We start from the raw sequence: 25,138 nt of genomic DNA, 5'->3' as shown, positions 1-25,138 counted from the left end.
AACGCTGGTAAGTCTCTCTAGTAACCACGTTCCCAGGCGCGGTCATAGGCCGCGCGCAGGCGAGCGAAGTCGCGCTCGACCTCGGCTGGGCTGCGCGAGCCGCGCAATTTCAGCAGCGAGCGCTTGAGCCGGGCCAGGTTGCGTTCGCGCCAGGCGGTGGCCGGAATGCGGATCGCGCCGCGGTCCAGGTCGATCACCCAGCCGCGGCCGGCGGTGTCGAACAGCAGATTGGTCGCGTTGAGGTCGGCATGGTCCAGGCCGGCGCGGTGGCAGCGCGCGATCAGCCGGCCGACCTCCTCCCACGGCGCGCCGTCGCCGGCGACCGCGGCTCGGTCGGCCAGCGAGCGCACGTCGTTGAGGCGCTCGATCAGGATCGCGGCGTAGTAATGCAGGCCGTCGCGGCGGTACCAGGCGGCGATCGGCACCGGCACCGGCAGGCCCTTGCGCGCGAGCTGGCGGGTCAGGCGGAACTCGGCGAAGCTGCGGGTGAGATTGGCGCCGCGCCACCAGTAGCGGTCGCGGTTGAAGCGCGCCACCAGCCCGCCGCGCAGGTAGCGCCGCAGCACGGCCTGGCCGAACGGCGCATCGACGAACCAGGCGCCGCCGCGGCCGCCGCTGTCCACCGGACGCGCCTTTTCGCCCCAATGCGCGGGCGAGAACCACTCCGGCACGGCTTGCTGCACCCGCTGGCGGTCGAACAGAATCGCGCCGTAACCGCTATCGTCGCGGTACGGCGTCAATCCCTCAGCGGCGTCATAACCCGTCATCCGCCGGAGTCTAACAAGTCACGTGGCCCAATCGTCTCTCAGCGCCTCCCCCGCGATCTGCCTGCTGCGCCTGTCGGCGCTGGGCGATGTCACCCACGTCGTGCCGCTGGTGCGCACCTTGCGCGCGGCGCGGCCGCGGGCCTCGATCACCTGGGTGATCGGCAAGGGCGAGCGGCGCCTGCTGGAAGGCCTGGAAGGCGTGGATTTCCTCGAATACGACAAGAAAAGCGGCCTGGCCGGCATGCGCGCCCTGCGCCGCGCCCTGCGCGAGCGGCCGCTGCCGGGCGGGCGCTTCGACGTACTGCTGCAAATGCAGGTGGCCGCGCGCGCCAACCTGCTGTCGGCGTTCATCCCGGCCGAGCGCCGGGTCGGCTACGACCGCTCGCGCTCGAAGGATCTGCACGGCCTGTTCGTCAACGAGCGCATTCCCGACCGTCCGGGCATCCACGTGCTCGACGCGATCGGCAGCTTCTGCGAGCCGCTGGGCCTGCGCCAGACCGAAGTGATCTGGGACCTGCCGGTGCCCGAGGAGGCGCGCGAATGGGCGCGCGCGCAGTGGCCGCTCGACACTGTGCCGACTTTGCTGATTTCGCCGTGTTCCAGCCACACCCTGCGCAACTGGCGGCCCGAGCGCTACGCCGCGGTCGCCGACCACGCCGCCCAGCGCGGCTGGCGCGTGGTGATGTGCGGCGGGCGCAGCCAGCTCGAACGCGACACCACCGATGCGATTGTCGCCGCGATGAAACATCCGGCCCTGGATCTGGTCGGCAAGGACACGCTGAAGCAACTGCCGGCGCTGCTGGAGCGCGGCCAGTTGCTGATGACGCCCGATTCGGGCCCGATGCACATCGCCAACGCCATGGGCACCAAGGTGCTGGGCCTGCACGCGGCCAGCAACCCGGCGCGCAGCGGCCCCTACAGCGATCTGCGCTACTGCGCCGACCGCTACGACGACGCCGCGCGCAAGTATCTGGGCAAGTCCGCGAGCGAGATCGCCTGGGGCACCAAGATCGAACACGACGGGGTCATGGACCTGATCACGGTCGACGACGGCATCGCCGCGTTCGAGCGCTACGTGGCCGATCATCCGGCCGTTTGAGAACCAACCCGCAAGGACCGCACCGATGTCGCCCCGCTCTTTGGATCAACTCACCACCGCGCTCGATGACGGCGCCGCATTCGATTACCTGTGCTTCTGGGGCCATCGCATCGCGCCGGGCAAGGTCGGCAAAAGCTGCTTCAGCCAGTGGTATCCGGCGCCGTTCGAGATCGAGGGGCTGCGTTACACCACCGCCGAACATTGGATGATGGCCGGCAAAGCGCGCCTGTTCGGCGACGAAGCCATGCACGCGAAGATCGCCGCCAGCGACGACCCGGCCCAAGTCAAGGCGTTGGGCCGCAAGATCGCCGGCTTCGACGAAGCGCGCTGGGTCCAGCACCGATACGCGATCGTGGTCGCCGGCAATCAGGCCAAGTTCGCGCAGAACCCGGCGCTGGGCGAGTTTTTGCTCGCGACCGGCGAGCAGGTATTGGTCGAGGCCAGCCCGGTCGATCCGATCTGGGGCATCGGCCTGGCCGCGGACGATCCGGATGCGACCCGGCCGGAGCGCTGGCGCGGGCTCAACCTGCTCGGCTTCGCACTGATGGACGTACGCGATCGCTTGCGCGCAACGAACTGACGGCAGACTGACCACGACACCGACCAAGACGAGGCCCGCATGCCCCTGGGAATCCCCGACGACGAATACGGCCCGCCGCCGGCCGATCTGGCCGCGCTGCTGCGATTGAACGCCGCGCAGGACGACGGCCTGGACGAAGCGCTGTCCGAACTCGGCTGCCGCCTGCTCGCGCCCGACGACGCGCCGACGCTGCTCAATCCCGGCAGCTACATGAGCCAGGACGAACTCGACGACCCCTCGATCGCCGCCGGCATCGTGGCCACCGAGCAGGTCTGCGCCTTGATCAGCTTTTTCGTCGAGGACGAGGAAAGCAATCTGTTCGGCTACTGGCACGGCCCGGAAGGCGCGGCGCTGGCGGACGCGGCGATCGTCAAGTACGACAACGAAGGGCAGTTCGCGCTGCTGCAGGGCCGCGGCCTGGTCGAAGCGCTGATCGGCGATCGCGTGTTCGACGACGACGAAGCCTTCGCCGAGCATGCCGAGCGGTTCGACGAACTCGGTATCGCCGTCGCGAACCGATCCTGGGAGTCGCTGGCCTCGCCAAACCCGGCGACGAAGCCAGATGAGTTGCACACGGTGTTGTACCAGCACGCCGAGGCGGATCGAACCTCGACCTGAGCGCGCTCGGCCGGGCTGGAGGCGAAGCGGCGCTACGGCGTAATGCGCGCCAATGCCGTCAAATCTTCGCGCGCGGCATCGAGCGCGCGAAATCGGCCAGATCCTTCGGGTAGTGCGGATGCTCGCGGAACGGTGTGTCGTCCACCTCGTACAGATACGCCACCGCCGCCGCATCGAAGGTCCAATAGCCGAAATGACCGCCGGCGCCGTCCGGCGACTGGTGCTTGTGGCAGTCGTACCAGCCCACGCCCTGCATGGCCGGATACCACGCATCCAGAAACAACGCGATGTCTTCCTGCTTTTCCTCCATCGGCGTTTGCGCGGTCGCATCGAGCAAGATGCCGTAGGGCACCGGCTGATAGCTGTCCTCCAGATACGGCCGATCGGGCAGGTACTTGCCCAGGAGGTCCTCGATCAAGGCATCGTTTTCGTCCGGGGCGCCGCCCTTGAACAAGGAATACACGGCGGGGATCAGGTCTTCGCGATGCAGAAGAATCGGCAGCGACACCAGATCCACCACGCGCACGTAGTCGTCCTTGTAGCGGAAGTCGAACAGCGGCATCGCCGGTTCGTTTTCGAAGATGCGGTTGAAATGAGCCGCGTCCTGGTAGGCCGCGACGACGGCGCCGAGCCGTTCGCGAAACTCGCCGATCGGCTGGCCCGCGGTGTAGTCGCGCACCATCATTTCGTACAACTCATCCGCCTTGCGGCGGTATTCGAGCCAGCGCATCTCATCCGACAACTCGCCATGGAGCAGCGCGTGCTCGATGTCCGCCATCGTGTGAGTGCGGACATGGTCGTTGTAGAACAGGTAATAGTCTTCGTTCAACAACGGCTGGCGGCGCCGTTGCTGGAAAGGTGTCGGGGTCATCGCAGGGCCGGCGCGGTCGGCGACCGCCCGCCCGGTCGTGGCCAGGCGAGCAGATCGTCGTACAGCCAGGCGCCGGCCGGGCGCGGTCTGGAATCGGCCATACGGCGGGAGGGTACGCCGGCGGGGGTGGTCAGAACGCGCCGGTGCCGTAGTCCTGGTAGGACTTCTCTTCCACGTAGGTCGAGCCCAGCGCCAGGTTGATCTCTTTCTTGACCCGGGCGCGCACGTCGTTCTCGACATAGACCGAGCGCGCCAGGCGGATGAACTCGGCATCGAACTCCTGCGCCTTCTCCTTGATGCGGATGTCGTCCTCGATCACCCACAGGCGCTCGTTGACGGCCTTGAGCTCGGCGCGCAGGCGGACGATGTCGCTGCCGGCGGCCGGGTGCGCCATCCAGGTCCGCTCCAGCGCGGTCAGCTCGTTGCGCACGTTGGCCAGCTTGGCTTCGTCGCTCATGCGCTCGGACTTGATCTGCAGGATCGAGATCTTGTCCAGCAGTTCGCCAAAGGACACCGGGACCAGGATTTCGGACATGGGGCGCGACCGTGGTTTGCGAAGGGGGCGATTAGTGTAGCCCCGAGCCGCGCGCGCGGGCTTGGCCGCGGCCGGGCGGATCGGCGGGCGTGTGCGCCGGAAAGCCGGCGGCCGCCGCTTGTGGTCGGCCGCGCCACCCCGTATCATTTGCGGCTCACTGCACCCGGAGAGGTGGCAGAGTGGTTGAATGTACCTGACTCGAAATCAGGCGTACGTTTATAGCGTACCGGGGGTTCGAATCCCCCCCTCTCCGCCAGATACGCACAACGGGCCCCTCGTGGGCCCGTTGTGTTTTTCGCGTTTTGCCGCGACGTGCCCGATCGCGCCCGGGCCGGACGCCGGCCGGGAGCGCAGCGCATCGCGCCACGCGGCCGCGCTTCGTTTTCTACGGAGCAATCCGGACAAGCCTCGCGCACGCTCCTTCATCGGCGGTTTGGGCGCGGTGGGCGAGTCTCGATCCACGGCGACACCGATCCGCACAAGGGCGAGGGCTTTATCGATGGACCGCGACCGTCGCGCAAGCAACCTGGCGCACACGCGGCCTTCATCGGCGCTCATGCATGAAGCCGTGCAGGGATCACGCTTTCTTGCCACACGGCCGCTCGGTCGCGATGATTCCGTTTTCAGCAATGGCACACCCGACGACGCGAATGGCATGACCGGCAGATGATCGAATTCGGACACCTCACGCACGTCGGCCTGCGCCGCGAACTCAACGAAGACACCTATTACGGTGACAGCGAACTCGGCCTGTGGCTGGTCGCCGACGGCATGGGCGGTCACGAATACGGCGAGGTCGCCAGCGCTCTGGCGCGCGAGGCCATCGTCCGCGAGATCCGCAACGGCACCGCGCTGGCGCAGGCGATCCGGATCGCCGACGAAGAGATCATCCGCACCTCGCGCCGCCGCAACGACGCGCTGCCGATGGGCACCACCGTGGTCGCCGCGCGCATCAACGGCAACCGCTTCGAAGTGGCCTGGGTCGGCGACAGCCGCGTGTACCTGTGGCGCGACGGCCATCTGGCGCAGTTGTCGCAGGACCACAGCTACGTGCAGGAGCTGATCGCCAACGGCGCGATCACCCACGAGCAGGCGCGCAGCCATCCGCACCGCAACGTCGTCACCCAGGCATTGGGCGTGACCGACCCGCGCAACCTCAACGTCGAGACCATGACCGGCGAACTGCGCCCGGGCATGCAGCTGCTGCTGTGCAGCGACGGGCTGACCGAGGAAGTGGACGATCGCAGCATCGCCCGGGTGCTGGCGCATAACGATTGCAGCGCGCAGGAATGCGTGGACTCGCTGGTCGCCGCGGCGCTGGACGGCGGCGGCTCGGACAATGTCACCGTGGTGCTGGTGCGCAGCCACTGAGGCACTAAGGCACTGAGCCTCTCGCGACGCTGGCCAGGTGCGGCGCAAGCCGCGACCACGCTACCGCAGCGGCCGGGGCGAACGCCGGCGCGCGGACTCAGGCCTCGACGGCCTGCGCGGTTTCCAGCGGCTCGGACAAATCCCACACGCACTTGCCGGCCTTCTTGCGCAGCTTCTCCAGCCGCGCCTGATGCGCGGCCATTTCACCGGCCAGCACGATCACGCGCGGACGCGGCGCGCTCAGATCGACCTGGATGTCGAGCTTCTTCTGCTGCGCGGCGGCGGACGGATCGCCGAAGCCGATTTCTTCCTGGCCCGAGGTCAGGCCGATATAGACCTCGCCCAGCAACTGGGCGTCGAGCAGCGCGCCGTGCAACTGGCGGTGCGAGTTGTCCACGCCCAGGCGTTTGCACAAGGCGTCCAGCGAATTGCGCTGGCCCGGATAGCGCTGGCGCGCCAGCAACAACGAGTCTTCGATGTTGGGAACGTGGTCGGCCAGCTTGCCGTACTGCGCGCCGCAGATCGACAGCTCGTTGTTGAGGAACCCGACGTCGAAGGCCGCGTTGTGGATGATCAGTTCGGCGCCGCGGATGAATTCGAGGAATTCATCGACGACTTCCTCCATGCGCGGCTCGTTGGCCAGCCGCTCCAGCGACAGGCCGGTGACTTCCTGCGCGCCGGCTTCGAAGTCGCAGTCGGGCTTGATGTACTTGTGGAAGTGGCGGCCGGTGGGGCGGCGCTCGATGAACTCGACGCAGCCGATTTCGACCACCCGGTTGCCGCGCTCCCAGCTCAGGCCGGTGGTTTCGGTGTCTAGGATGATTTGACGCATGCAGGGATTGTCTCAGAAGCCAGGAACGAGTGGCGTACAAAGCGAGGCATTAGGAAGGAGCGACGAGGCCGAGTTTCCTCCTCGTTGCTCTGTGTGGCCGCTCGATTGCGGAACTACGGCCTGTATGGCCTGAGCCGCTCGGCCTGCACCCGCGCCAAGGTATCCACGCGCTCGTTCTCCGGATTGCCCGAGTGGCCCTTGACCCACTTCCACTCGATCTGATGACGCTGGCTGGCCGCGTGCAGGCGCTCCCACAGGTCGCGGTTCTTCACAGGGTCGCCGCCGGCGGTTTTCCAGCCGCGCCGCGCCCAGTTGCCGATCCATTCGGTGATGCCCTTGCGCACGTACTGCGAGTCGGTGGTCAGCACCACCGTGCACGGCTCGCTGAGCGCTTCCAGGCCCATGATCGCGCCCATCAGCTCCATGCGGTTGTTGGTGGTGTCCGGCTCGCCGCCCGACAGTTCGCGCTCATGGCTCTTGTAGCGCAGCAGCGCCGCCCAGCCGCCGGGGCCGGGATTGCCGAGGCAGGCGCCGTCGGTGTGGATGTCTACGGTTTTGTCTGCGCCTTGGTTGGTTGGGCTCACGCAACGACTACTCAGTGAAACGGCCGGGCATTATCGCTGCTTATCGTCGTTGCGCGCGGCGCTGGCGCCGCGATGCGCGGCGGCGTCGCGCGGGACCAGACCGGTCTGCCAGCGCAATTGCTGCAGGCGCGAGGGCGGAATCGCGGCGTGCACGCGCTTGGTCAGGCTCAGGGCGACGCCGGCGCGGACCACGTCGGCCGCGCCGATGCCGGCTTCGCCGTGAGCGACCCGCCAGCGCGGGCCCAGCCACTGCAGGCTGACCGGATCGGAGGCGAAGCCCGAGGCGCGCAGCATCGCCTGCCAGTGGCCGGCGTCGCGGGCGATCAGGCCGCTGCGCGCCCAGCGCAGGCGGTACGGGCTCCAGGGGTTGAGCGTGGCCAGCCACAGGCGTCCGCCCGGAGCGAGGATGCGCGCGCATTCGCTGAGCAGCGGCTGCGGATCGGCGCCGTCGTCGAACACGTGCTGCAGCAGCACCGCGCCGAAGCCCTCGCTGGCCAGCGGCAGCGGCAGGCGGCAGCGCAGCGGGCCGTCGAAGCCGTCGCGGCTGCGGCGCAGGGCCACGCCCCGGCCCGGTGGCGGCGAGGCCGCGGCGACCCCGAACCAGGCCCAGGGCAGGCTCGGGCTGGCCGCCAGCACCGGCGCCATCGCCGCGGCTTCCACGTCCAGCAGGCCATGCCCGGGCACCTCCCCGAACCAGCGCAGGGCCGGGCTGGAATCGTGATCGGGTTGACGGCCGTGGGACAGGGCGGGCATGGTCGCGTCTCGGTGTGTGGGGCCGGGATTCGGGATTCGGGATTCGGGATTCGGGATTCGGGATTCGGGATTCGGGATTCGGGATTCGGGATTCGGGATTCGGAAATCGGAAATCGGAAATCGGAAATCGGGAATCGGGAATCGGGAATCGGGAATCGGCAGAGCTAGAGCATAGTCCTGTCGCGACCGGATCGATTCCAGCGCGCGCCAGAGCAACCAGCCTACTGCCAAGCGGCCCTGCCCGCGGGGCGACAGCCAGGAGTCCTCACAATGCGGTTGCTCGCCCTGCCCGCCCTCAGCGACAACTACATCTGGGCCTTGTCCGGCGACGACGAAGCCGCGCTGATCGTCGATCCGGGCGACGCCGCCCCGGTCCTGGCCGCGGCCGCGCACGGCCTGCGCCCGGTCGGGATCCTGCTGACCCACCATCACGACGACCACATCGGCGCCACCCCGGCGCTGCGCGAGCGCTGGCCGAACATCCCGGTGTTCGCCCCCGACGACGGCCGCATCGCCAGCGCCACCGCCCAGGTCGGCGACGGGGTCAAGATCCACGTCGATGGCTGGACCCTCGACGTGCTGGCCGTTCCTGGCCACACCCGCAGCCATATCGCCTATTACCTGGAGCGCGGCGGCCGCGCGACCGACCGCATCGTGTTCAGCGGCGACACCTTGTTCAGCCTGGGCTGTGGCCGCCTGTTCGAAGGTACGCCCGCCCAGATGCTGGCCTCGCTGACCCGCCTGGCGGCCCTGCCGGACGATACCCGGGTCTGCTGCGGGCACGAATACACCCTGTCCAACGCCGCCTTCGCGCGTGTGGTCGAACCCGATAACCCGGCGCTGCAACGCCGCACCGAACAGGCCCAGGCCATGCGCGACGCCGGACGCCCCACCCTGCCCAGCTCGATCGCGGAAGAACGCGAGACCAACCCGTTCCTGCGCACGCGCCAGCCGGGAGTGATCCGCGCGATCGCTCACCGCCTGGGCCGCGAGCCGGCCGACGAGGTCGAGACCTTCGCCGAACTGCGGCGCTGGAAGGACGGGTTCCGCGCGTGAGACCGGCGCGCGCCCTGGCCCGGGCGGCTTCGCGCCGGCCGCTGCACGCGGCCCTGGCCGCCTGCCTGTACCTGAGCGCGGCCCTGCCCGCGCCGGCGCTGGCGGCCGACGCCGCCCAGTTAGCGCCGCCGCCGGCCGCCGACCCGGCCAACGACACCGGCCCCACCCGCAACGGCCGCGACATCTACCAACGCTTCCGCGACGGCCTGGCCGACAAGACCTGCGAACCCGGGGTCAGCAGCCGCTGGCGCCAGCACTTCGCCACCGCGCCCAAGCGCCTGGCGGCCAAGGACGACGACCTGCTGCCGCTGTTCGGCTACGTGGTCGATGCCCTGCGCGAAGCCAGCCTGCCGACCGAATACGCGCTGATCCCGTTCGTCGAAAGCGGCTACCGCCCCGGCGCGCGCAGCGCCAGCGGCCCGGCCGGGCTGTGGCAGATGATCGCGATGACCGCGCGCAACCATCGCGTGCCGATGCGCGAGGGCTACGACGGCCGCCTGTCGCCGGTGGAGTCCACCCAGGCCGCGGTGCGCTACCTGAAAACTCTGCACGGCATGTTCGGCGGCGACTGGCGGCTGACGGTGATGGCCTACAACGCAGGCGAATACCGCGTGCTCAACGCGGTCAAGCGCGGCGGCCAGAGCATTGCCGCCACCCGCCACGACGACCTCACCGGGCTGTCCGACATCACCACCGCCTACGTGCGCAAGCTGCACGCCCTGTCCTGCCTGATGGAGCAGGCCGACGACCGCGCCGAATGGCTCAACGCGCTGGACCGGCCGGTGCCGCGGCTGGCCGCGGTGACGGTGCCGGCGGAGATCGACAGCATCGGCGAATGGGCCGCGCGCACCGATCAGGACTCGGCGCAGTTGCTGCGTCTGAACCCGGTGTTCGACAACGGCCGCATCGTCCGCCCCGGCGGCCAGCGCGCGCCGCTGCTGGCGGTGGCCGCCAGCGCGATCGGCACGCCCGGATCGGGCGCATCCGGGCTTTCGCTCGCCGGCGGCGAATTGTTTCCAAGCGCGGCTGCGGGCAGCGATGCGAATGTGGGCGCGAAGGTGTTCTCCACGACATTGGCGCCGAGCGAAGCGGCCTCCACTTCCGCATCGGCCGAAGCGCCCGACGACACCGACAGCGACGGCAAGAAAACCAAAGCCGGCAAGCACGTCGCCGCCGCGCCGCGACGCCACACCGTCGGCCGCGGCGAGAACGCGTGGACCATCGCCAAGCGCTACGGCGTGCGCGCGGCGGATCTGCTCAAGCTCAATGGCTTGAATGCGAAGACGGTGTTGAAGCCGGGGCAGGCGTTGTTGATCGATGGGCCTAAGCCCGGGCGTAAGTAGCGCGGTCGCGTTGATAGAAAAAGCCCGGCTATGCCGGGCTTTTTTTGTTCCTGCGCCACGGTGTGGAGAGCGTTCGCGCTTCGCGCTCATCCCTCACCCTGGCCCTCTCCCGCAAGCGGGAGAGGGAACGAACGCCACTTCACCAACACTGCTGATTAAGCCCCTCTCCCGCTTGCGGGGTGAGTGGACGCTGCTTGCGAGCCATCGGCTCGCGCGTCCGCGAACGCCCAAACGCTATGCGTTTGGGCCGGGGCGGGGTTGGGGTGAGGGCCCGCGAACTCAATCCGCCGCCGCAATCGCCTCGGCCTGCTTACGCTTCCGCGAAGGCCAAAGCATCGCCACGATCGTCACCCCGCCCAGCAACCAGCTGTAATGCACATTGCCGGCCAGTTCCAACGGCGAGACCTTGCTCAGCGACGCCGCCAACAGAATCTGCGCGCCGTACGGCAGCACTCCCTGAGTCACGCAAGCGAAGATGTCGAGCACACTGGCCGCGCGCGCCGGCGGCACGTCGTGCTGTTGCGCCACATCGCGCGCCAGGCCGCCGCTGATCAGGATCGCCACGGTGTTGTTCGCGGTGAACACATCGGTGGTCGCCGACAACGCGGCGATGCTGATTTCGCCCGCGCGCCGGCTGCGATGGCCGCGCGCGAACTTGCCGATCACCCGCGCCAGCCACGCCAATCCGCCGGCGGCTTTCATCAGCGCGCCCAGGCCGCCGACCAGCAGCGACAGCAAGGTAATCTCGACCATGCTCTCGAAACCGTCCCAAATATGCGTGGTGTAGGCGGCGAAACCGAAGTCTTCCGCGAAGAACACGCCGAACAGTCCGGCGATGATCAGGCCGATGCTGAGCACGATGATCACGTCGATGCCGGCGATGGCCAGGCCGAGCACAATCAGATACGGCAGGATCAGCCACGGCGACACCGGATCGGGCGTCTGCACCGGCGCGGTTTCGCCGAGGAAACCCAGCAGTATCAGCGTGCCCAGCGCCGCCGGCAGCGCCAGCTTGAGGTTCTCGCGGAATTTCTCCCGCATCGTGCAGCCCTGGGTGCGGCTGGCGACGATGGCGGTGTCGGAGATCACCGACAGGTTGTCGCCGAAGGTCGCACCGCCGATCACTGCGCCGAGCACCAGCGCGCGATCCAGACCGGACGCGTCCGACACGCCCAGCGCGATCGGCGCGACCGCGGCGATGGTGCCCATGGACGTGCCCAGCGACATCGAGATGAAACCGGCGACCACGAACAGCGCCGGCAGCAACAAGGCCGGATGCACGTTGCCGACGCCGAGCGACACGATCGCATCGACCGCGCCGATCGCCTTGGACACCTCGACGAAACCGCCGGCCAGCAGAAAGATCAGGCACATCAGCACGACGTTGTGATCGCCCATGCCGTTGAGCAATGTCTCCAGCGGCTTGATCCCGCGCCGCCACGCGATGAACGCCGCCAACGCCAGCGCCGGCAGGATCGCCACCGGCGCATGCAGTTGGTAGAACCCCATCGCATCGCCCTGCGCGGTGAAATACAGCCCGGCGCCGAAGAACAGCGCCAGGAACAGCAGCAGCGGGGTCAGCGCGAGCCCGCTCGGGGACAAGGGCGCGCCGGACTGGGACGGTTGATTCATCGCTTCATCCGAATGGATTCGAAAACCGTGCGATTTTGCAGTGCAGCATGGCGCGTGTCGAGTGCCGGGGGTGGAATGCTGTGTGGGGGAGCTACGAGTTTCTTGTGGGAAAGAGCTTCAGCCCGACGCTTTCCGGTCCGAACGCCGATCACCGTAAGACAAGCGTCGGGGCTGAAGCTCCCTCCCACAGAGATCTCGCGGCAGCGCCAGGCCGTTGAAACTGAACGAGCCGGTCTTCCCGCCGGGCCCTCCGCCATCCCGAGCCGGCTCAGGACCCGCGACAAGACGATAACGCCGCGAACCTCGGCATTCTGAAAAGGCCTCGTCAAACAGTACGGCGCGATCGAAGTCCCCAAGAACGAAACAGGGCGCCCGAAGGCGCCCCGTCCTACCCCCGCGACGGCCCGGGCTCGTTCGCCCGGGCGCTGCCGCGCGCGCTCAGATCACGATCGTGCAGCGGCCGCGGTTGTCGCAGATCGCGTACAGCTGCCACACGCTGTCGTCGCACAGATAGATGCGCGAACTGCCGTTGGACGCGGTTTCCGTTACCCGTTGGCCCTGGTTCGCCGCGGTGCAGGTGCCCGGCTTCGGAATCGCGGCGACCGTGCCGGCGGCGCTGAACAATGCCAGCGCCAACAGTGCGAGCGCCTTGACCTTCATTTCCCTGGTCTTCATCGATACCTCAATGCGAGATGGCCGCCGCGAGGGAACCGTCGCGATGAAGCACGCGGGCGTGCATCGACGGCCATTCGAGCAGTGGACGGCGTCCTGCCGAACTTCGCCGCCGAGCCTAGCACCGGCCCCGCGCGGCGGCCTCGCCGCCTGGTCGCTCGTACCGCGCAGGCCGTGCGCCGGCTCGCAAAAACGAAACGGGGCGCCTGCTGGCGCCCCGTCGTCGATCGGATCGGGCTTATCGCGCCCTGCCGGGCGCCGCTTATGCCGCCGCGCGGCTCGCGATCGCCTTGGCGAACGACATCGTGTTGCCCTCGCCGCCCAGGTCCGGGGTCAGCGAATCCTTGGCTTCCAGCGTGGCGATGATCGCTTCGCGCAGCTTGGTCGCCTTCTCCGGCTGGCCGAGGTGGTCGAGCATCTGCGCCGCGCCCAGCAGCAAGGCGCAGGGATTGGCGATGCCCTTGCCGGCGATGTCCGGCGCCGAGCCGTGCACGGCCTCGAAGATCGCCGCATCGGTGCCGATGTTCGCGCCCGGCGCCAGGCCCAGTCCGCCGACGAGGCCGGCGCACAGGTCGGAGATGATGTCGCCGAACAGGTTGGTGGTGACGATGATGTCGAACTGCTCCGGACGCATCACCAGCTGCATGCAGGTGTTGTCCACGATCATCTCGTTGCACTGGATGTCCGGATACTGCTGCGCCACTTCGCGCGCGGTCTTCAGGAACAGGCCCGAGGTCGACTTCAGGATGTTGGCCTTGTGCACCACAGTGACCTTCTTGCGGCCGGTCTTGCGGGCCAGGTCGAAGGCGTAGCGCACGATGCGCTCGGAGCCGCGGCGGGTGATCTTCTGGGTCAGCAGCGCGGTCTCGCCGTCTTCCGACAGCGACTGGCCTTCACCGATGTAGGCGCCTTCGGTGTTCTCGCGCACGGTGATCAGGTCCACGCCGCTCGGGAAGCGCGACTTGGTGTTCGGGAACGACTTGGCCGGACGCACGTTGGCGTACAGGTCGAAGCGCTTGCGCAGTTCGACGTTGATCGAGCTGAAGCCCTCGCCGACCGGCGTGGTCAGCGGGCTCTTGAGCGCGACGCGGGTCTTGCGGATCGAATCCATCGTCGCCGCCGGCAACAGCTCGCCGTGCTTTTCCAGCGCGACCAGACCGGCGTCGGCGAACTCGTAGCTCAGACCGAGGTTCATCGCGTCGAGCACGTGCAGGGTGGCGTCCATGATCTCGGGGCCGATACCGTCGCCACGGATGACCGTAATGGTTTGCGTCATGAGGGAATTCTTCCAGCGTTAGGGCGGCGCGCGCCGAGGGCGCGGCGCGCAAAAGTGTGAGCGTTAGCCCCCTAATTATGCCGGAAGCGGCTCCCCCCTGCATGCGCAGACGTACTGAACCGGCCCCGCCGGCGCTCGATCGGCCCGATTCGGCGCAGCCGCGGGTGCGATCCGGACAGGTTCGGGCGGCCATCAGCCCGGCAGACGCTGCCTGCCGCCCAGGTCGGCCGTGAGGTGCGCGGTCGCGGCTTGCGCCGCGACCGCGGAAAGCCGTTCAGCCGTGGTCGTGCCCGGCCGGCGCGGCCGCTTCGCCCTGTTCGAGCTTGTCGAGGAAGTCCACCGCGCGGCGCATGTGCGGGATCACGATCGAACCACCGACCACCAATCCCACCGAAAACGCTTCGAACATTTCGTCGCGATTGACCCCCGCCTCCTTGCACTGAGCGACGTGGTAGCTGATGCAGTCGTCGCAGCGCAGCACCATGGATGCGACCAGGCCGAGCAGTTCCTTGGTCTTCACGTCCAGCGCACCGGCCTGGTAAGTCTGCGTGTCGAGCGCGAAGAAGCGGCGCACGACCTGATTCGGCTCGGCCAGGATGCGTTCGTTCATGCGCTTGCGGAACGCGGTGAACTCAGCGACGCGGTCTTTTTCGCCGCTGTCCTCGGCGCCGCTCATGCCGCGCCTGCCAGCAAGGGTTCCAATCCGCCCGCGCGATGCAGCGCCATCATGTCGTCATAGCCGCCGACATGGGTGTCGCCGATGAAGATCTGCGGGACGCTGGTGCGCTTGGTCGTGGCGACCATTTTCTCGCGCTCGGCCGGGTCCAGATCGATGCGCACCTCGCTCCAGGTCTGGCCTTTGCTCTTGAGGAAATTCTTCGCGGCGACGCAATACGGGCAGATCGCGGTGGTATAGATCACGATCGACGGCGGTTGGGGGGCGGTGTCGCTCAAAACGGTTCTCCTGCCTGAAACTTACGGGTGGATTCGCGGTCGAATATGGGCGCGCGTCCGGGCAGTTTAAAGCGCGTGGGTGGAACGCAGTCCGTTGCCGCGCAATACGCCGGCGTCGGGTGCGCGCAGCAGGGCCGGCAGGCGGCCCTGGGCAGACCTGGGGGCGGGATTAACGGCATGTTCACGCCACCGATCGCGCCGGCCTGCATCCTGCCAACGCCTGCGCCGCACGCCCGTGTTCGCCGCCGCATCCACCCGCTTCACCCGTTTCGCCGTTTCATGCGTTAGTTCAGATCCTCGATCCAAGCAACCGGCCGAAACACCGCCGGCTCCGCACCGCCCGCTCGCCCCAAGGAATTCCGCTTGCGCCGCATCGCCCTGCTCACCGCCGCTGTCACCTTCGCCCTCGCCAGCGTCTGCGCGAGCGCGCAGGAAAACAAACTGCCGGACATCGGGTCCTCGGCCGCGGAACTGCTGACGCCGGCCAAGCAGCGCGAGTACGGCTCGATGATGCTGGCGCAGCTGCGCCATTACGATTATCTGCTCGAAGACCCGCTGATCGACAGCTGGCTCGACACCCTGGGCACGCGCCTGGCCGCCAACAGCGACAAGCCGCGCCAGCCTTTCACCTTCTTCATGCTGCGCGAGCGCCAGATCAACGCCTTCGCCACCCTGGGCGGCTACATCGGGGTCAACTCCGGGCTGGTGCTCACCGCGGAGAAGGAAGACGAGGTCGCCGCGGTGATCTCGCACGAAATCGCCCACGTCACCCAGCAACACGTGCTGCGCGGGGTCGAGCGCGCGCAGCGCGATCAGTTGCCGATCCTGCTGGCGATGCTGGGCGCGATCGTCGCCGCCCAGTCGGCCGGCAGCAATTCCAACGACGACGCCACCATGGCCGCGATCACCTCCGGCCTGGGCCTGATGCAGCAGCGCCAGATCAACTACACCCGCTCCAACGAGTCCGAGGCCGACCGCATCGGCATCCAGACCCTGTCGCGCAGCAATTACGACACCACGGCCATGGCTGGTTTCTTCCAGCGCATGCAGGTGGTCTCGCGCAGCAACGCGGCCAACTGGTACGGCGAAACGCCGGACTATCTGATGACCCACCCGGTCACCACCACCCGCATCAGCGAAGCCAAGGAACGCGCCGAGCAGCTGGCGAACAAGAACAGTCTCACCGCGGTGACCTCCACGCCCAACGCGGTGCGGGTCGAGCGCATTCCCAAGGCGCCCTTCACCCTGCCGCCCAACGCTGCCGGCACCGACAACCCGCTGCTGCCCAGCGGCCTGAAGCTCAACGATCAGGCGCTGAGCTCCGGCGGCACCGGCGTGTTCGACTACGCCCGCGAGCGGGTCCGGGTGATGAGCGCCAACTCGCCGCGCGAAGCGGTGCGCGAGTACGAAAAACTCGGCGGCGACAGCGACGCCAAGCGCTACGGGCTGGCGCTGGCGCGGATGCGCTCCAACCAGACCGCCGCGGCGATCGCCAGCCTGAGCGAATTGCTGCAGAAGCACCCCGACCAACTGTGGCTGAGCCTGGCCCTGGGCGAAGCCGAGGCCCAGGCCGGCAAGATCGCCGCCGCCGACGCCCGCTTCGAGGCCCTGCTGCGCCAGACCCCCAACAACCGCGCCATCGCCCTGACCTATGCCAAGGTGCTGACCGATCGCGCCACTCCGGCCGCGGGCCAGCGCGCCCAGGCGGTTCTGCGGCCCTTGTTCGGCCCGTACAGCGACGACCCGCTGCTGCAGCAGACCTTCGCACGCGCCTGCGAGATCGCCGGCGACTCGATCCGCGCCGGCGAGGCCTATGCCGAAGCCGCCTATCTGCGCGGCCGTCCGGAGCAGGCCCTGGTCCAGCTGAACACGCTCAAGCGCAAGCCCGACCTGGACTACTACGCCCGCGCCCGGATCGAGGCCCGCATCGCCGCGATCACCCCGACCGTGCTTGAACTCAAGCGGCAGGGTGTGCGCGACGAAGACCTCAAGCGGCAGTAGTCCCGGGGGCAAATCCCCCGCGCCGCCGGGTCGGCCCGACCTCCACGCAGCGCAAGGCGCGAGCCCCCTTTTTCAAAGGGGGCAGGCATTTACGTGCGTGCTCTACGGCTACTTGCGTGCCCACGGCCTCCCACGCCTCCACCTACCGGGTTCCCCCCTTTGAAAAAGGGTGAAGGGCCGCGCTTGCGAACCGCAGGTTCGCGCGGCACTGAACGCCCGCAGGCTGTGCCTGCGGGGAGGGCCAGGGGGATTTGCTTTTGCTACCCCACTGTCACGATTCCGCCCTCAACCCGCGCAACCAACCGCCCGATTTTTCAAAACGGGCAAAATTTCAGTCCCGAGTAACCGACAACACCCCCGCCCGTCATCGCCGCGCGCCCCAGCCCTGCCATCACGATGTCATCAGACCGCCAAACTCGCGCGGAGCCGATAACGTCGCCAACGACGGCGAAAGCACCCCCAACCACGGCGGAAGCCCGTCAGCATTGGCGGCGTACGGAAACCTTTGCACAGTGGCGCCACATCGCAATAACGACAATGCCGCCCACCCTATGTCATGGAGTAGTCACAAAACGGTAGTGTACTGGCGCGGCTTCAAGGACGAACCCTTTCCGCCTCCTCCCCCGGTGACCGTGTGCAGAAGCGCATCCTGATAGTCGAAGACGAACCCGCCATCCGCGACATGGTGTCCTTCGCCCTGCGCAAGGGCGAATACGACCCGGTGCACGCCGGCGACGCCCGCGAGGCCCAGGCCGCCATCGCCGACCGCGTCCCCGACCTGATCCTGCTCGACTGGATGCTCCCGGGCACCAGCGGCCTGGAACTGGCCCGGCGCTGGCGCAAGGAATCGCTGACCCGCGAGATCCCGATCATCATGCTGACCGCGCGCGGCGAAGAGAACGACCGCGTCGGTGGCCTGGAGGCCGGCGTTGACGACTATGTCGTCAAGCCGTTCTCGGCGCGCGAACTGCTGGCGCGCATCCGCGCCGTGCTGCGCCGCTCGCGCGAAGACGACGAAGACGGCAGCGTCGGCGTCGGCCCGCTGCGCATCGACGGCGCCGCTCACCGCGTGTTCGCCCAGGGCGAAGGCGGCGACCAGCCGGTGCAGATCGGCCCGACCGAATACCGATTGCTGCATTTCTTCATGACCCACCCCGAACGCGTGTACTCGCGCACCCAGTTGCTCGATCACGTCTGGGGCGGCAGCGTCTATGTCGAAGAGCGCACCGTGGACGTACACATCCGCCGCCTGCGCAAGACCCTGGAGCCGCATCGTCTCGACGGCATGGTCCAGACCGTGCGCGGCGCGGGCTATCGTTTTTCTGCCTCACTCGCCGCGTAAGCTGGGGGTATGCCGCCCCGCGCACGCTCCGCCTGGTTCCGCACCCTCGGTCAGCTGGCCCTGATCCTGGTCGGCGCGGCCGTGCTCGGGATTCTGATCGGCTATCCGTGGCCGATCGTCACCGCCGCCGCGCTCGGCGTGGTCGCGTGGCATTACTGGCGCCTGCGCCGGGTCCTGATCCGGCTGACCGCGCGCCAGCGCCTGACCCCGCCGCTGGGCGAAGGCATCTGGAACGAACTCGACCGCCTGCTGCACCGCAGCCAGGCGGAAATGCGCGGGCGCAAGCGCCGCCTGATCGAAATGCTGCGCGCCTACCGCGCCGCCGCCGCGGCCATGCCCGACGCGATCGTGGTGGTCGAGCGCAACAGCCAGCGCATCCAATGGTTCAACGAAGCCGCGACCGGCCTGATGGGCCTGCGCTATCCGCGCGACATCGGCGCGCCGGTGGTCAATCGCCTGCAGCCGCTGCAGCTGGCGCACTGGCTGGCCTCGGGCCGTAATGCCGAGCCGTTGGAAGCGGCGTCGCCGTGGAATCCGGCGATCACCCTGAGCCTGCGCCTGATCCCCTACTCGGAAAACCTGTGGCTGCTGGTCGCGCGCGACGTCAGCCGCCTGCTGCAGCTCGAACAGATGCGCCGCGACTTCGTCGCCAACGTCTCGCACGAACTGCGCACGCCGCTGACCGTGGTCCACGGCTACCTGGACATGCTCGATCCGGAAGAACACCCGGACTGGGCGCCGATGCTGGCCGAGATGCAGCGCCAGTCGCAGCGCATGACCCAACTGGTCGAAGACCTGTTGACGCTGTCGCGCCTGGAATCGCAGGACAGCCTGCCGGCGGAAGAAACCGTGTCGATGTCCTCCATGCTGTCCACGCTCAAGCGCGAAGCCAATGCGCTGAGCCAGGGCCGGCACGAGATCGCCATGGACGATCTGGCCGGCGTGGACCTGTTCGGTTCCAACAAGGAACTGCACAGCGCGTTCTCCAATCTGGTCGGCAACGCCATCCGCTACACCCCGGCCGGCGGCACCATCCGCATCCGCTTCCGCCCGGAAAGCGCCGGCATCGCGCGCGGCGCGGTGCTGGAAGTGGTGGACAGCGGCTACGGCATTCCGGCCGCGCATCTGCCGCGCATCACCGAGCGCTTCTATCGCGTCTCCACCAGCCGTTCGCGCGAAAGCGGCGGCACCGGCCTTGGCCTGTCGATCGTCAAGCACGTGCTGCACCTGCACGGGGCGCGGCTGGAGATCGCCAGCGAAGTCGGCCGCGGCAGCACCTTCGCCTGCCATTTCGGCGTGGACCGCATCCGCCGCCGCGATGCGTACAACGACGGCTTCGCCGATACTGGCCCGGACCCCGCGCATCACGCGGATTTACAGCAGACCTTGCAGCATCCCTCCGATTGACCCGTTGAACAGACCGCACAGGATCGAAGCAGCCGCGCCATGAATGCGATGACGGAAACCACGCTCGACACCGATCCGCTGCGCGACAGCTCGCTGTACTTCAACCGCGAACTGTCGCAGCTGGACTTCAATTTCCGCGTGCTGGCGCAAGCCCAGGACGCGCAGGTGCCGCTGCTGGAGCGGCTGAAGTACCTGTGCATCTCCTGCACCAACCTGGACGAATTCTTCGAAATCCGCGCCGGCACCCTGCGCCACGCGCAGGACCTGGGCTTGGCGCCGGGCCCCGACGGGCTGGCGCCGCAGACCGTGCTCTCGCGCATCCACGACCGCGCCGCCGAACTGGTCAAGGCGCAGTACGAATGCTGGAACGACGTGCTGCGCCCGGCGCTGCAGGACTCGGGCGTGCGCGTGCTGGGCCGCAACTCCTGGAACGCGCGCCAGACTCGCTGGCTGCGCGCGTATTTCCGCGACGAGATCATGCCGGTGCTGTCGCCGCTGGGCCTGGACCCGGCGCATCCGTTCCCGAAGATCCTCAACAAATCGCTCAACATCGTCGTCGTGCTCAAGGGCAAGGACGCGTTCGGACGCGCCGGCAACCTGGCCATCGTGCGCGCGCCGCGGTCGTTGCCGCGCATCATCCAGCTGCCGGAGAACGTCTCCGGCGGCAAGCACGACTTCGTGTTCCTGTCCTCGGTGCTGTCGGCGTTCGTCGATGAGCTGTTCCCGGGCATGGAGGTCAAGGGCGCGTACCAGTTCCGCGTCACGCGCAATTCCGAATTGCTGGTGGACGAGGAAGAAGTCGACAACATCGCCCTGGCGCTGCGCGACGAGCTGATCGGCCGCGGCTATCTGCGCGCGGTGCGGCTGGAAATCGCCGAGCAGTGCCCCAAGCCGATCGTGCGTACCCTGCTGGAGAATTTCGACCTGCCCGAGAACGCGGTGTACCGCATCAACGGCCCGGTCAATCTCAATCGCGTGATCCAGGTCTACGATCTGGTCCAGCGTCCGGAGCTGAAATTCCCGCCCTACCAGCAGCGCGTGCTGCCCGGCGTGGAGACCTTGTTCGACACCGTCGCCGATGGCGACGTGCTGTTGCACCACCCCTTCGACTCGTTCGCGCCGGTGCTGGAACTGATCCGCCAGGCCGCTGAAGACCCGAACGTGCTCGCGATCAAGCAGACCCTGTATCGCGCCGGCAAGGATTCGCCGATCGTCGAACAACTGGTCCAGGCCGCGCGCAACGGCAAGGACGTGACCGTGGTGGTCGAGCTGCGCGCGCGATTCGACGAGGAGGCCAACCTGGGCCTCGCCGACCGCCTGCAGGAAGCCGGCGTGCAGGTCGTGTACGGCGTGGTCGGCTACAAGACCCACGCCAAGATGCTGCTGATCGTGCGGCGCGAAGGCCGCAAGCTCAAGCGCTACACCCACCTGGGCACCGGCAACTACCACAGCGGCACCGCGCGCGCCTACACCGACTTCGGCCTGATCACCGCCGATCCGGATATCGGCAACGACGTGCACATGATCTTCCAGCAGCTGTCCGGGCTGGCGCCGTCGCTCAAGCTCAAGTGCCTGCTGCAATCGCCGTTCACCCTGCATGCCGGCGTGCTCAAGCGCATCGACCGCGAAACCAAGCACGCGCGCGCCGGCAAGCCGGCGCGCATCGTCGCCAAGATGAACGCCCTCAACGAGCCGCAGGTGATCCGCGCGCTGTACCAGGCCTCGCAGGCCGGCGTGCAGATCGACCTGATCGTGCGCGGCGCCTGCACCCTGCGCCCGGGCGTGGCAGGCGTGTCGGACAACATCCGGGTGCGCTCGATCGTCGGCCGCTTCCTCGAACACCACCGCGTCTACTGGTTCGCCAACGACGGCGCGCCGGACCTGTTCTGCTCCAGCGCCGACTGGCTCGAACGCAACCTGCTGCGACGCGTGGAAACCGGCTTCCCGATCCTGGACTCGGAGCTGCGCGGGCGCGTCTACGAGGAAGCGCTGGCCAACTACCTGGCCGACAACCTCAATTCCTGGGAGCTGCAGTCCGACGGCGAATATCAGCGCCTGGCCCCGGCCGAAGGCGCGATGCCGCACTCGGCACAGTCCACGCTGTTGGCCAAATTGTGCGGATGACCCAAACTTCCGCACATGAATAACATTTTCCCGACCACCCGCCTGCCGCTCCAGGACGGCGACCTGCTCGCCGCCGTCGATCTGGGCTCGAACAGTTTCCACATGGTGGTCGCGCGGTACGTGTTGGGCCAGCTGCGCACGGTCGATCGCCTGCGCGAGACCGTGCGCATGGCCGAAGGCCTCGACCGCAAGGGCGGCCTGGCGCCGGAAGTACGCCAGCGCGCGCTGGATTGCCTGTCGCGCTTCGGCCAGCGCATCCGCGACGTGCCGCCGCAGCACGTGCGCGCCATCGCCACCAACACCGTGCGCCGCCTGGCCGCGCCGCAGTCCTTCCTGATGCCGGCCGAATCGGCGCTGGGCCATGCCATCGAAGTGGTGTCCGGCCGCGAAGAAGCGCGTCTGATCTATCTGGGCATCGCCCACGCCCAGCCGTCCAAGCCCGGCGAGCGGCGCCTGGTCATCGACATCGGCGGCGGCTCCACCGAATGCATCATCGGCAGCGGCTTCGAGGCGATCGAGCGCGAAAGCCTGCAGGTCGGCTGCATCGCCACCACCCGCCGCTTCTTCGAGAACGGCAAGCTGTCCAAGAAGAAATGGCGCGACGCGCTGACCGAGGTCTCGGCCGAGTTCCAGCAATTCGCCGGCACCTACCGCGCGCTGGGCTGGCAGGAGGCGCTGGGGTCATCCGGCACCAACAAGGCCATCGGCGAGATCTGCGCGGCGATGAAGCTGACCAAGGGCGCGGTCACCGCCGAAGCCCTGCCGCTGCTGCGCGACCGCCTGCTGCAGGCCGACCGCATCGACGCCATCGAACTGCCCGGGCTGTCCGCCGACCGCCGTTCGGTGATCGCCGGCGGCATCCTGATCCTGGAAGCGGCCTTCAACGTGCTGGGGCTGCAGCGCATGGCCATCAGCAAGGCGGCGATGCGCGAGGGCGTGCTGTACGACATGCTCGGCCGCGGCGGCGCCGACGATCCGCGCGACGCGGCCGTCAAGGCCCTGGTCAAGCGCTACGGCATCGACGAACAACAATCGGCGCGGGTGGAAGCGACCATGCAGCGCTTGTTCGACCAGGTGGCCAAAGCCTGGCAACTGGACGCCGACGACCGCCTGATGCTGATACGCGCCGCGCGCCTGCACGAGCTGGGGCTGGTGATCGCCCACAGCCAGTACCACGTGCACAGCTCGTACGTGATCGAGAACTCGGACATCTCCGGCTTCTCGCGCCAGCAACAGCAGTTCCTGGCCGCGCTGGTGCGCACGCATCGCCGCGGCATTCCCAAGAACGCGTTCGAGGCCCTGCCCGATCGCCTGCTCGCGGCGGTGCGGCGCAGTTCGGCGCTGCTGCGCCTGGCGGTGCTGCTGCACCGCGCGCATGAGTCCGATCCGATCCCGCAGCTCGACGCCCACGCCGACGGCAACACGCTCACCCTGACCGTGTCCAAGCGCTGGCTGGAATCGCGGCCGCTGGTGCGCGCCGACCTTGAAGGCGAGCCGCAGGACATGGCGGGATTGGGCATCGCGCTGAGACTGCTGGCGGCCTGAAGCCGCGCGGATGCGGCGGCGCTCAGCCGTCGCTCGCGGCCGCCGCCAGTCGCTCGATCATCCGCTCGCGCATCAGGAATTTCTGCGGCTTGCCGCTGATCGTCATCGGCAGGTTATCGACGAACTCGATGTAGCGCGGAATCTTGTACTGGGCGATGCGGCCCTGGCAGAACGCGCGCACGGCCTCGGCATCCAGACTCGCGCCTTCGGCCACGCGTATCCATGCGCACACTTCCTCGCCGAATTTCGCATCGGGCACGCCGAACACCTGCACGTCGGCGATCGCCGGATGGGCGTAGAGGAATTCCTCGATTTCGCGCGGATACACGTTCTCGCCGCCGCGGATCAGCATGTCCTTCAGGCGGCCGACGATATGCGCATAACCGTCCGCGTCGATGACGGCCTGGTCGCCGGTGTGCATCCAGCCCCCGCTGTCGATGGCTTCGGCGCTGCGCTTGGGATCGCCCCAATAGCCTTGCATCACCGAGTATCCGCGCGTCAGCAACTCGCCGATCTCGCCGCGCGGCACGGTGTCGCCGTTGTCGTCTACGATGCGCACTTCGACATGCGGATGCACGCGTCCGACCGAATCCACCCGCCGCGCCAGCGGGTCCTCCGGCACGGTCTGGAAACTGACCGGACTGGTCTCGGTCATGCCGTAGGCGATGGTGACCTGCTGCATGTGCATGCGCTCGACCACATGCTTCATCACCTCGATCGGGCAGTTCGAACCGGCCATGATCCCGGTGCGCAGGCTCGACAGATCGAACTCGGCGAAACGCGGATGCTCCAGCTCGCCGATGAACATCGTCGGCACGCCGTGCAGGCCGGTGCAGCGCTCTTCGGCCACCGTGCGCAAGGTGACCAGCGGGTCGAAACCTTCCCCGGGAATCACCATGCAGGCGCCGTGGGTGACGCAGGCCATATTGCCCAGGACCATGCCGAAGCAGTGATAGAACGGCACAGGAATGCACAGCCGGTCGTGTTCGCTCAAGCGCATCGCTTCGCCGACGAAGAAGCCGTTGTTGACGATATTGCGATGAGTCAGCGTCGCGCCCTTCGGCGCGCCGGTGGTGCCGGAGGTGAACTGGATGTTGACCGCGTCGTCCGGCGACAACAGCGCCGCCACTTCGCGCAGCCGCGCATGCGCGTCGGCATCGTCGCAGGCGGCGACGGCGTCGAACGCGTGCGTTCCCGCGGGCGGCTCGCCGGCCCCCATCGACAGCACATGGCGCAGGTCCGGCAACCGCCGCGACCGCAACAGACCGGGCGGATGCTCGTCCAACTCCGGCGCCAGTTCGCGCAACATCTGCAGATAGTGCGAGGTCTTGAACGAAGGCACGATCGCCAGCGCCCGGCACGCGACCAGATTCAAGGCGTATTCCAGCTCGTGAGTGCGATAGGCCGGATTGATGTTGACCAGGATCAGGCCGACGCGCGCGCTGGCGAACTGCAGCAACACCCATTCGGCGCGGTTGAGCGACCACACGCCGATGCGATCGCCCGGCGCCAGGCCGAGCTTGAGCAGCCCCGCGGCCAACCGGCTGACCGCCGTATCGAACGCGCTCCAACTCAGGCGCACGCCCTGCGGCGGCACCACCAGCGCCTCGCGCTCGGGCCAGGTCGCGGCCACCCGCGCGAGCATCGCGCCGATGGTTTCCTCCAGCAGCGGCGGCGCGGTGGCGCCGACGACGTGGCTCAGTGCAGGGTCCGGCGAAGTACGGGCATGGCTCATGGCGCCAGCATATCCGTGCTCAGCACCGATGATTCGCGGCT

At 68.0% G+C, this 25,138-nt stretch carries 22 protein-coding genes, 1 tRNA gene and 1 pseudogene; 12 read left to right on the top strand and 12 right to left on the bottom strand.

All coding sequences use genetic code 11. The features are described from left to right. Positions 1-17: 17 nt before the first annotated feature. Complete coding sequence (locus LG3211_RS07755; RefSeq protein WP_057942330.1) at positions 18-767, bottom strand: 3-deoxy-D-manno-octulosonic acid kinase; 750 nt, start codon at positions 765-767, stop codon at positions 18-20. A gap of 22 nt (positions 768-789) precedes the next feature. Here LG3211_RS07755 and LG3211_RS07750 point away from each other — a divergent pair, with 22 nt between their 5' ends. The 3 genes from LG3211_RS07750 to LG3211_RS07740 are packed head-to-tail and all read left to right on the top strand — an operon-like array spanning position 790 to position 3,064. Further along, entirely contained in the window at positions 790-1,866 is a 1,077-nt protein-coding gene (locus tag LG3211_RS07750; protein WP_235110254.1) for a glycosyltransferase family 9 protein, read from the top strand. 25 nt (positions 1,867-1,891) lie between these two features. After that, positions 1,892-2,446, top strand: coding sequence for a riboflavin biosynthesis intermediates N-glycosidase (ybiA, locus tag LG3211_RS07745; RefSeq protein ID WP_057942329.1), 555 nt, complete (start codon positions 1,892-1,894; stop codon positions 2,444-2,446). Between the two features lie 39 nt (positions 2,447-2,485). After that, positions 2,486-3,064 carry a hypothetical protein gene (locus LG3211_RS07740; RefSeq protein ID WP_057942328.1) on the top strand — a complete coding sequence of 193 codons (579 nt, stop codon included), beginning with the start codon at positions 2,486-2,488 and terminating at the stop codon, positions 3,062-3,064. A gap of 58 nt (positions 3,065-3,122) precedes the next feature. On the opposite strand, the gene LG3211_RS07735 is transcribed toward LG3211_RS07740, so the two are convergent. Beyond that, positions 3,123-3,935, bottom strand: coding sequence for a PoNe immunity protein domain-containing protein (locus LG3211_RS07735; RefSeq protein ID WP_187313150.1), 813 nt, complete (start codon positions 3,933-3,935; stop codon positions 3,123-3,125). 130 nt (positions 3,936-4,065) lie between these two features. Then, positions 4,066-4,470, bottom strand: coding sequence for a DUF6165 family protein (locus LG3211_RS07730; RefSeq protein WP_057942326.1), 405 nt, complete (start codon positions 4,468-4,470; stop codon positions 4,066-4,068). Between the two features lie 165 nt (positions 4,471-4,635). Here LG3211_RS07730 and LG3211_RS07725 point away from each other — a divergent pair. Both LG3211_RS07725 and LG3211_RS07720 read left to right on the top strand, forming a co-directional pair. After that, a tRNA-Ser gene (locus LG3211_RS07725) sits at positions 4,636-4,726 on the top strand. 410 nt (positions 4,727-5,136) lie between these two features. Further along, the gene (locus LG3211_RS07720; RefSeq protein ID WP_057942325.1) at positions 5,137-5,841 is read left to right on the top strand and encodes a PP2C family protein-serine/threonine phosphatase; all 705 of its coding nucleotides are present in this window, start codon (positions 5,137-5,139) and stop codon (positions 5,839-5,841) included. A 97-nt stretch (positions 5,842-5,938) separates the two neighbouring features. On the opposite strand, the gene dnaQ is transcribed toward LG3211_RS07720, so the two are convergent. From dnaQ to LG3211_RS07705, 3 genes are all read right to left on the bottom strand, one after another. Further along, the gene (gene dnaQ / locus LG3211_RS07715; protein WP_057942324.1) at positions 5,939-6,673 is read right to left on the bottom strand and encodes a DNA polymerase III subunit epsilon; all 735 of its coding nucleotides are present in this window, start codon (positions 6,671-6,673) and stop codon (positions 5,939-5,941) included. A gap of 113 nt (positions 6,674-6,786) precedes the next feature. Further along, positions 6,787-7,257, bottom strand: coding sequence for a ribonuclease HI (gene rnhA, locus LG3211_RS07710; protein WP_057942323.1), 471 nt, complete (start codon positions 7,255-7,257; stop codon positions 6,787-6,789). A gap of 30 nt (positions 7,258-7,287) precedes the next feature. Then, a complete protein-coding gene (locus tag LG3211_RS07705) occupies positions 7,288-8,010 on the bottom strand; it encodes a class I SAM-dependent methyltransferase (protein WP_057942322.1) in 723 nt (240 codons plus the stop codon). 270 nt (positions 8,011-8,280) lie between these two features. Between LG3211_RS07705 and gloB the strand changes: the two genes are divergently transcribed. Beyond that, positions 8,281-9,066 carry a hydroxyacylglutathione hydrolase gene (gene gloB, locus LG3211_RS07700; RefSeq protein ID WP_057942321.1) on the top strand — a complete coding sequence of 262 codons (786 nt, stop codon included), beginning with the start codon at positions 8,281-8,283 and terminating at the stop codon, positions 9,064-9,066. Beyond that, entirely contained in the window at positions 9,063-10,409 is a 1,347-nt protein-coding gene (locus LG3211_RS07695) for a lytic transglycosylase domain-containing protein (protein WP_057942320.1), read from the top strand. The genes gloB and LG3211_RS07695 overlap by 4 nt, the downstream gene beginning before the upstream one ends. 279 nt (positions 10,410-10,688) lie before the next feature. On the opposite strand, the gene LG3211_RS07690 is transcribed toward LG3211_RS07695, so the two are convergent. The 5 genes from LG3211_RS07690 to grxC form a co-directional block, all read right to left on the bottom strand. After that, complete coding sequence (locus LG3211_RS07690) at positions 10,689-12,041, bottom strand: Na+/H+ antiporter NhaC family protein (protein ID WP_057942319.1); 1,353 nt, start codon at positions 12,039-12,041, stop codon at positions 10,689-10,691. A 438-nt stretch (positions 12,042-12,479) separates the two neighbouring features. After that, positions 12,480-12,716, bottom strand: a complete 237-nt coding sequence (locus LG3211_RS07685; protein WP_148648793.1) for a hypothetical protein — start codon at positions 12,714-12,716, stop codon at positions 12,480-12,482. A gap of 259 nt (positions 12,717-12,975) precedes the next feature. Next, entirely contained in the window at positions 12,976-13,989 is a 1,014-nt protein-coding gene (locus LG3211_RS07680; RefSeq protein WP_057942317.1) for an isocitrate dehydrogenase, read from the bottom strand. 274 nt (positions 13,990-14,263) lie between these two features. Beyond that, positions 14,264-14,665 carry a carboxymuconolactone decarboxylase family protein gene (locus LG3211_RS07675; protein ID WP_057942316.1) on the bottom strand — a complete coding sequence of 134 codons (402 nt, stop codon included), beginning with the start codon at positions 14,663-14,665 and terminating at the stop codon, positions 14,264-14,266. Beyond that, entirely contained in the window at positions 14,662-14,943 is a 282-nt protein-coding gene (gene grxC / locus LG3211_RS07670; RefSeq protein WP_057942315.1) for a glutaredoxin 3, read from the bottom strand. Before grxC ends, LG3211_RS07675 begins: the two co-directional genes overlap by 4 nt. Positions 14,944-15,306: 363 nt before the next feature. Between grxC and LG3211_RS07665 the strand changes: the two genes are divergently transcribed. From LG3211_RS07665 to ppx, 5 genes and pseudogenes are all read left to right on the top strand, one after another. After that, on the top strand, positions 15,307-16,944 hold the full coding sequence (locus LG3211_RS07665) for a M48 family metalloprotease (protein WP_083512379.1): 1,638 nt from the start codon (positions 15,307-15,309) through the stop codon (positions 16,942-16,944). Between the two features lie 634 nt (positions 16,945-17,578). Further along, entirely contained in the window at positions 17,579-18,286 is a 708-nt protein-coding gene (phoB, locus tag LG3211_RS07660; protein ID WP_057942314.1) for a phosphate regulon transcriptional regulator PhoB, read from the top strand. 9 nt (positions 18,287-18,295) lie between these two features. After that, a pseudogene (gene phoR, locus LG3211_RS07655) lies at positions 18,296-19,606 on the top strand (phosphate regulon sensor histidine kinase PhoR); the annotation flags it as partial. A gap of 126 nt (positions 19,607-19,732) precedes the next feature. Next, positions 19,733-21,817 carry a polyphosphate kinase 1 gene (gene ppk1 / locus LG3211_RS07650; RefSeq protein ID WP_057942313.1) on the top strand — a complete coding sequence of 695 codons (2,085 nt, stop codon included), beginning with the start codon at positions 19,733-19,735 and terminating at the stop codon, positions 21,815-21,817. A gap of 15 nt (positions 21,818-21,832) precedes the next feature. Next, entirely contained in the window at positions 21,833-23,362 is a 1,530-nt protein-coding gene (gene ppx, locus LG3211_RS07645) for an exopolyphosphatase (RefSeq protein ID WP_057942312.1), read from the top strand. 22 nt (positions 23,363-23,384) lie between these two features. On the opposite strand, the gene LG3211_RS07640 is transcribed toward ppx, so the two are convergent. Further along, on the bottom strand, positions 23,385-25,097 hold the full coding sequence (locus tag LG3211_RS07640) for an AMP-binding protein (RefSeq protein WP_057942311.1): 1,713 nt from the start codon (positions 25,095-25,097) through the stop codon (positions 23,385-23,387). Positions 25,098-25,138 lie beyond the last annotated feature (41 nt).

Source organism: Lysobacter gummosus (assembly GCF_001442805.1).
Classification (GTDB): domain Bacteria; phylum Pseudomonadota; class Gammaproteobacteria; order Xanthomonadales; family Xanthomonadaceae; genus Lysobacter; species Lysobacter gummosus.
Note: the sequence above shows the minus strand (reverse complement) of the source record. Positions and strands in the feature narration are given on the sequence as shown.

What these genes read in the sequence shown, in the direction of transcription:
- LG3211_RS07755 (WP_057942330.1), bottom strand. Translation starts at nt 767, where the DNA reads ATGACGGGTTATGACGCCGCTGAGGGATTGACGCCGTACCGCGACGAT.
- ybiA (WP_057942329.1), top strand. Translation starts at nt 1,892, where the DNA reads ATGTCGCCCCGCTCTTTGGATCAACTCACCACCGCGCTCGATGACGGC.
- LG3211_RS07740 (WP_057942328.1), top strand. Translation starts at nt 2,486, where the DNA reads ATGCCCCTGGGAATCCCCGACGACGAATACGGCCCGCCGCCGGCCGAT.
- LG3211_RS07735 (WP_187313150.1), bottom strand. Translation starts at nt 3,935, where the DNA reads ATGACCCCGACACCTTTCCAGCAACGGCGCCGCCAGCCGTTGTTGAAC.
- LG3211_RS07730 (WP_057942326.1), bottom strand. Translation starts at nt 4,470, where the DNA reads ATGTCCGAAATCCTGGTCCCGGTGTCCTTTGGCGAACTGCTGGACAAG.
- LG3211_RS07720 (WP_057942325.1), top strand. Translation starts at nt 5,137, where the DNA reads ATGATCGAATTCGGACACCTCACGCACGTCGGCCTGCGCCGCGAACTC.
- dnaQ (WP_057942324.1), bottom strand. Translation starts at nt 6,673, where the DNA reads ATGCGTCAAATCATCCTAGACACCGAAACCACCGGCCTGAGCTGGGAG.
- LG3211_RS07705 (WP_057942322.1), bottom strand. Translation starts at nt 8,010, where the DNA reads ATGCCCGCCCTGTCCCACGGCCGTCAACCCGATCACGATTCCAGCCCG.
- gloB (WP_057942321.1), top strand. Translation starts at nt 8,281, where the DNA reads ATGCGGTTGCTCGCCCTGCCCGCCCTCAGCGACAACTACATCTGGGCC.
- LG3211_RS07690 (WP_057942319.1), bottom strand. Translation starts at nt 12,041, where the DNA reads ATGAATCAACCGTCCCAGTCCGGCGCGCCCTTGTCCCCGAGCGGGCTC.
- LG3211_RS07685 (WP_148648793.1), bottom strand. Translation starts at nt 12,716, where the DNA reads ATGAAGACCAGGGAAATGAAGGTCAAGGCGCTCGCACTGTTGGCGCTG.
- LG3211_RS07680 (WP_057942317.1), bottom strand. Translation starts at nt 13,989, where the DNA reads ATGACGCAAACCATTACGGTCATCCGTGGCGACGGTATCGGCCCCGAG.
- LG3211_RS07675 (WP_057942316.1), bottom strand. Translation starts at nt 14,665, where the DNA reads ATGAGCGGCGCCGAGGACAGCGGCGAAAAAGACCGCGTCGCTGAGTTC.
- ppk1 (WP_057942313.1), top strand. Translation starts at nt 19,733, where the DNA reads ATGAATGCGATGACGGAAACCACGCTCGACACCGATCCGCTGCGCGAC.
- ppx (WP_057942312.1), top strand. Translation starts at nt 21,833, where the DNA reads ATGAATAACATTTTCCCGACCACCCGCCTGCCGCTCCAGGACGGCGAC.
- LG3211_RS07640 (WP_057942311.1), bottom strand. Translation starts at nt 25,097, where the DNA reads ATGAGCCATGCCCGTACTTCGCCGGACCCTGCACTGAGCCACGTCGTC.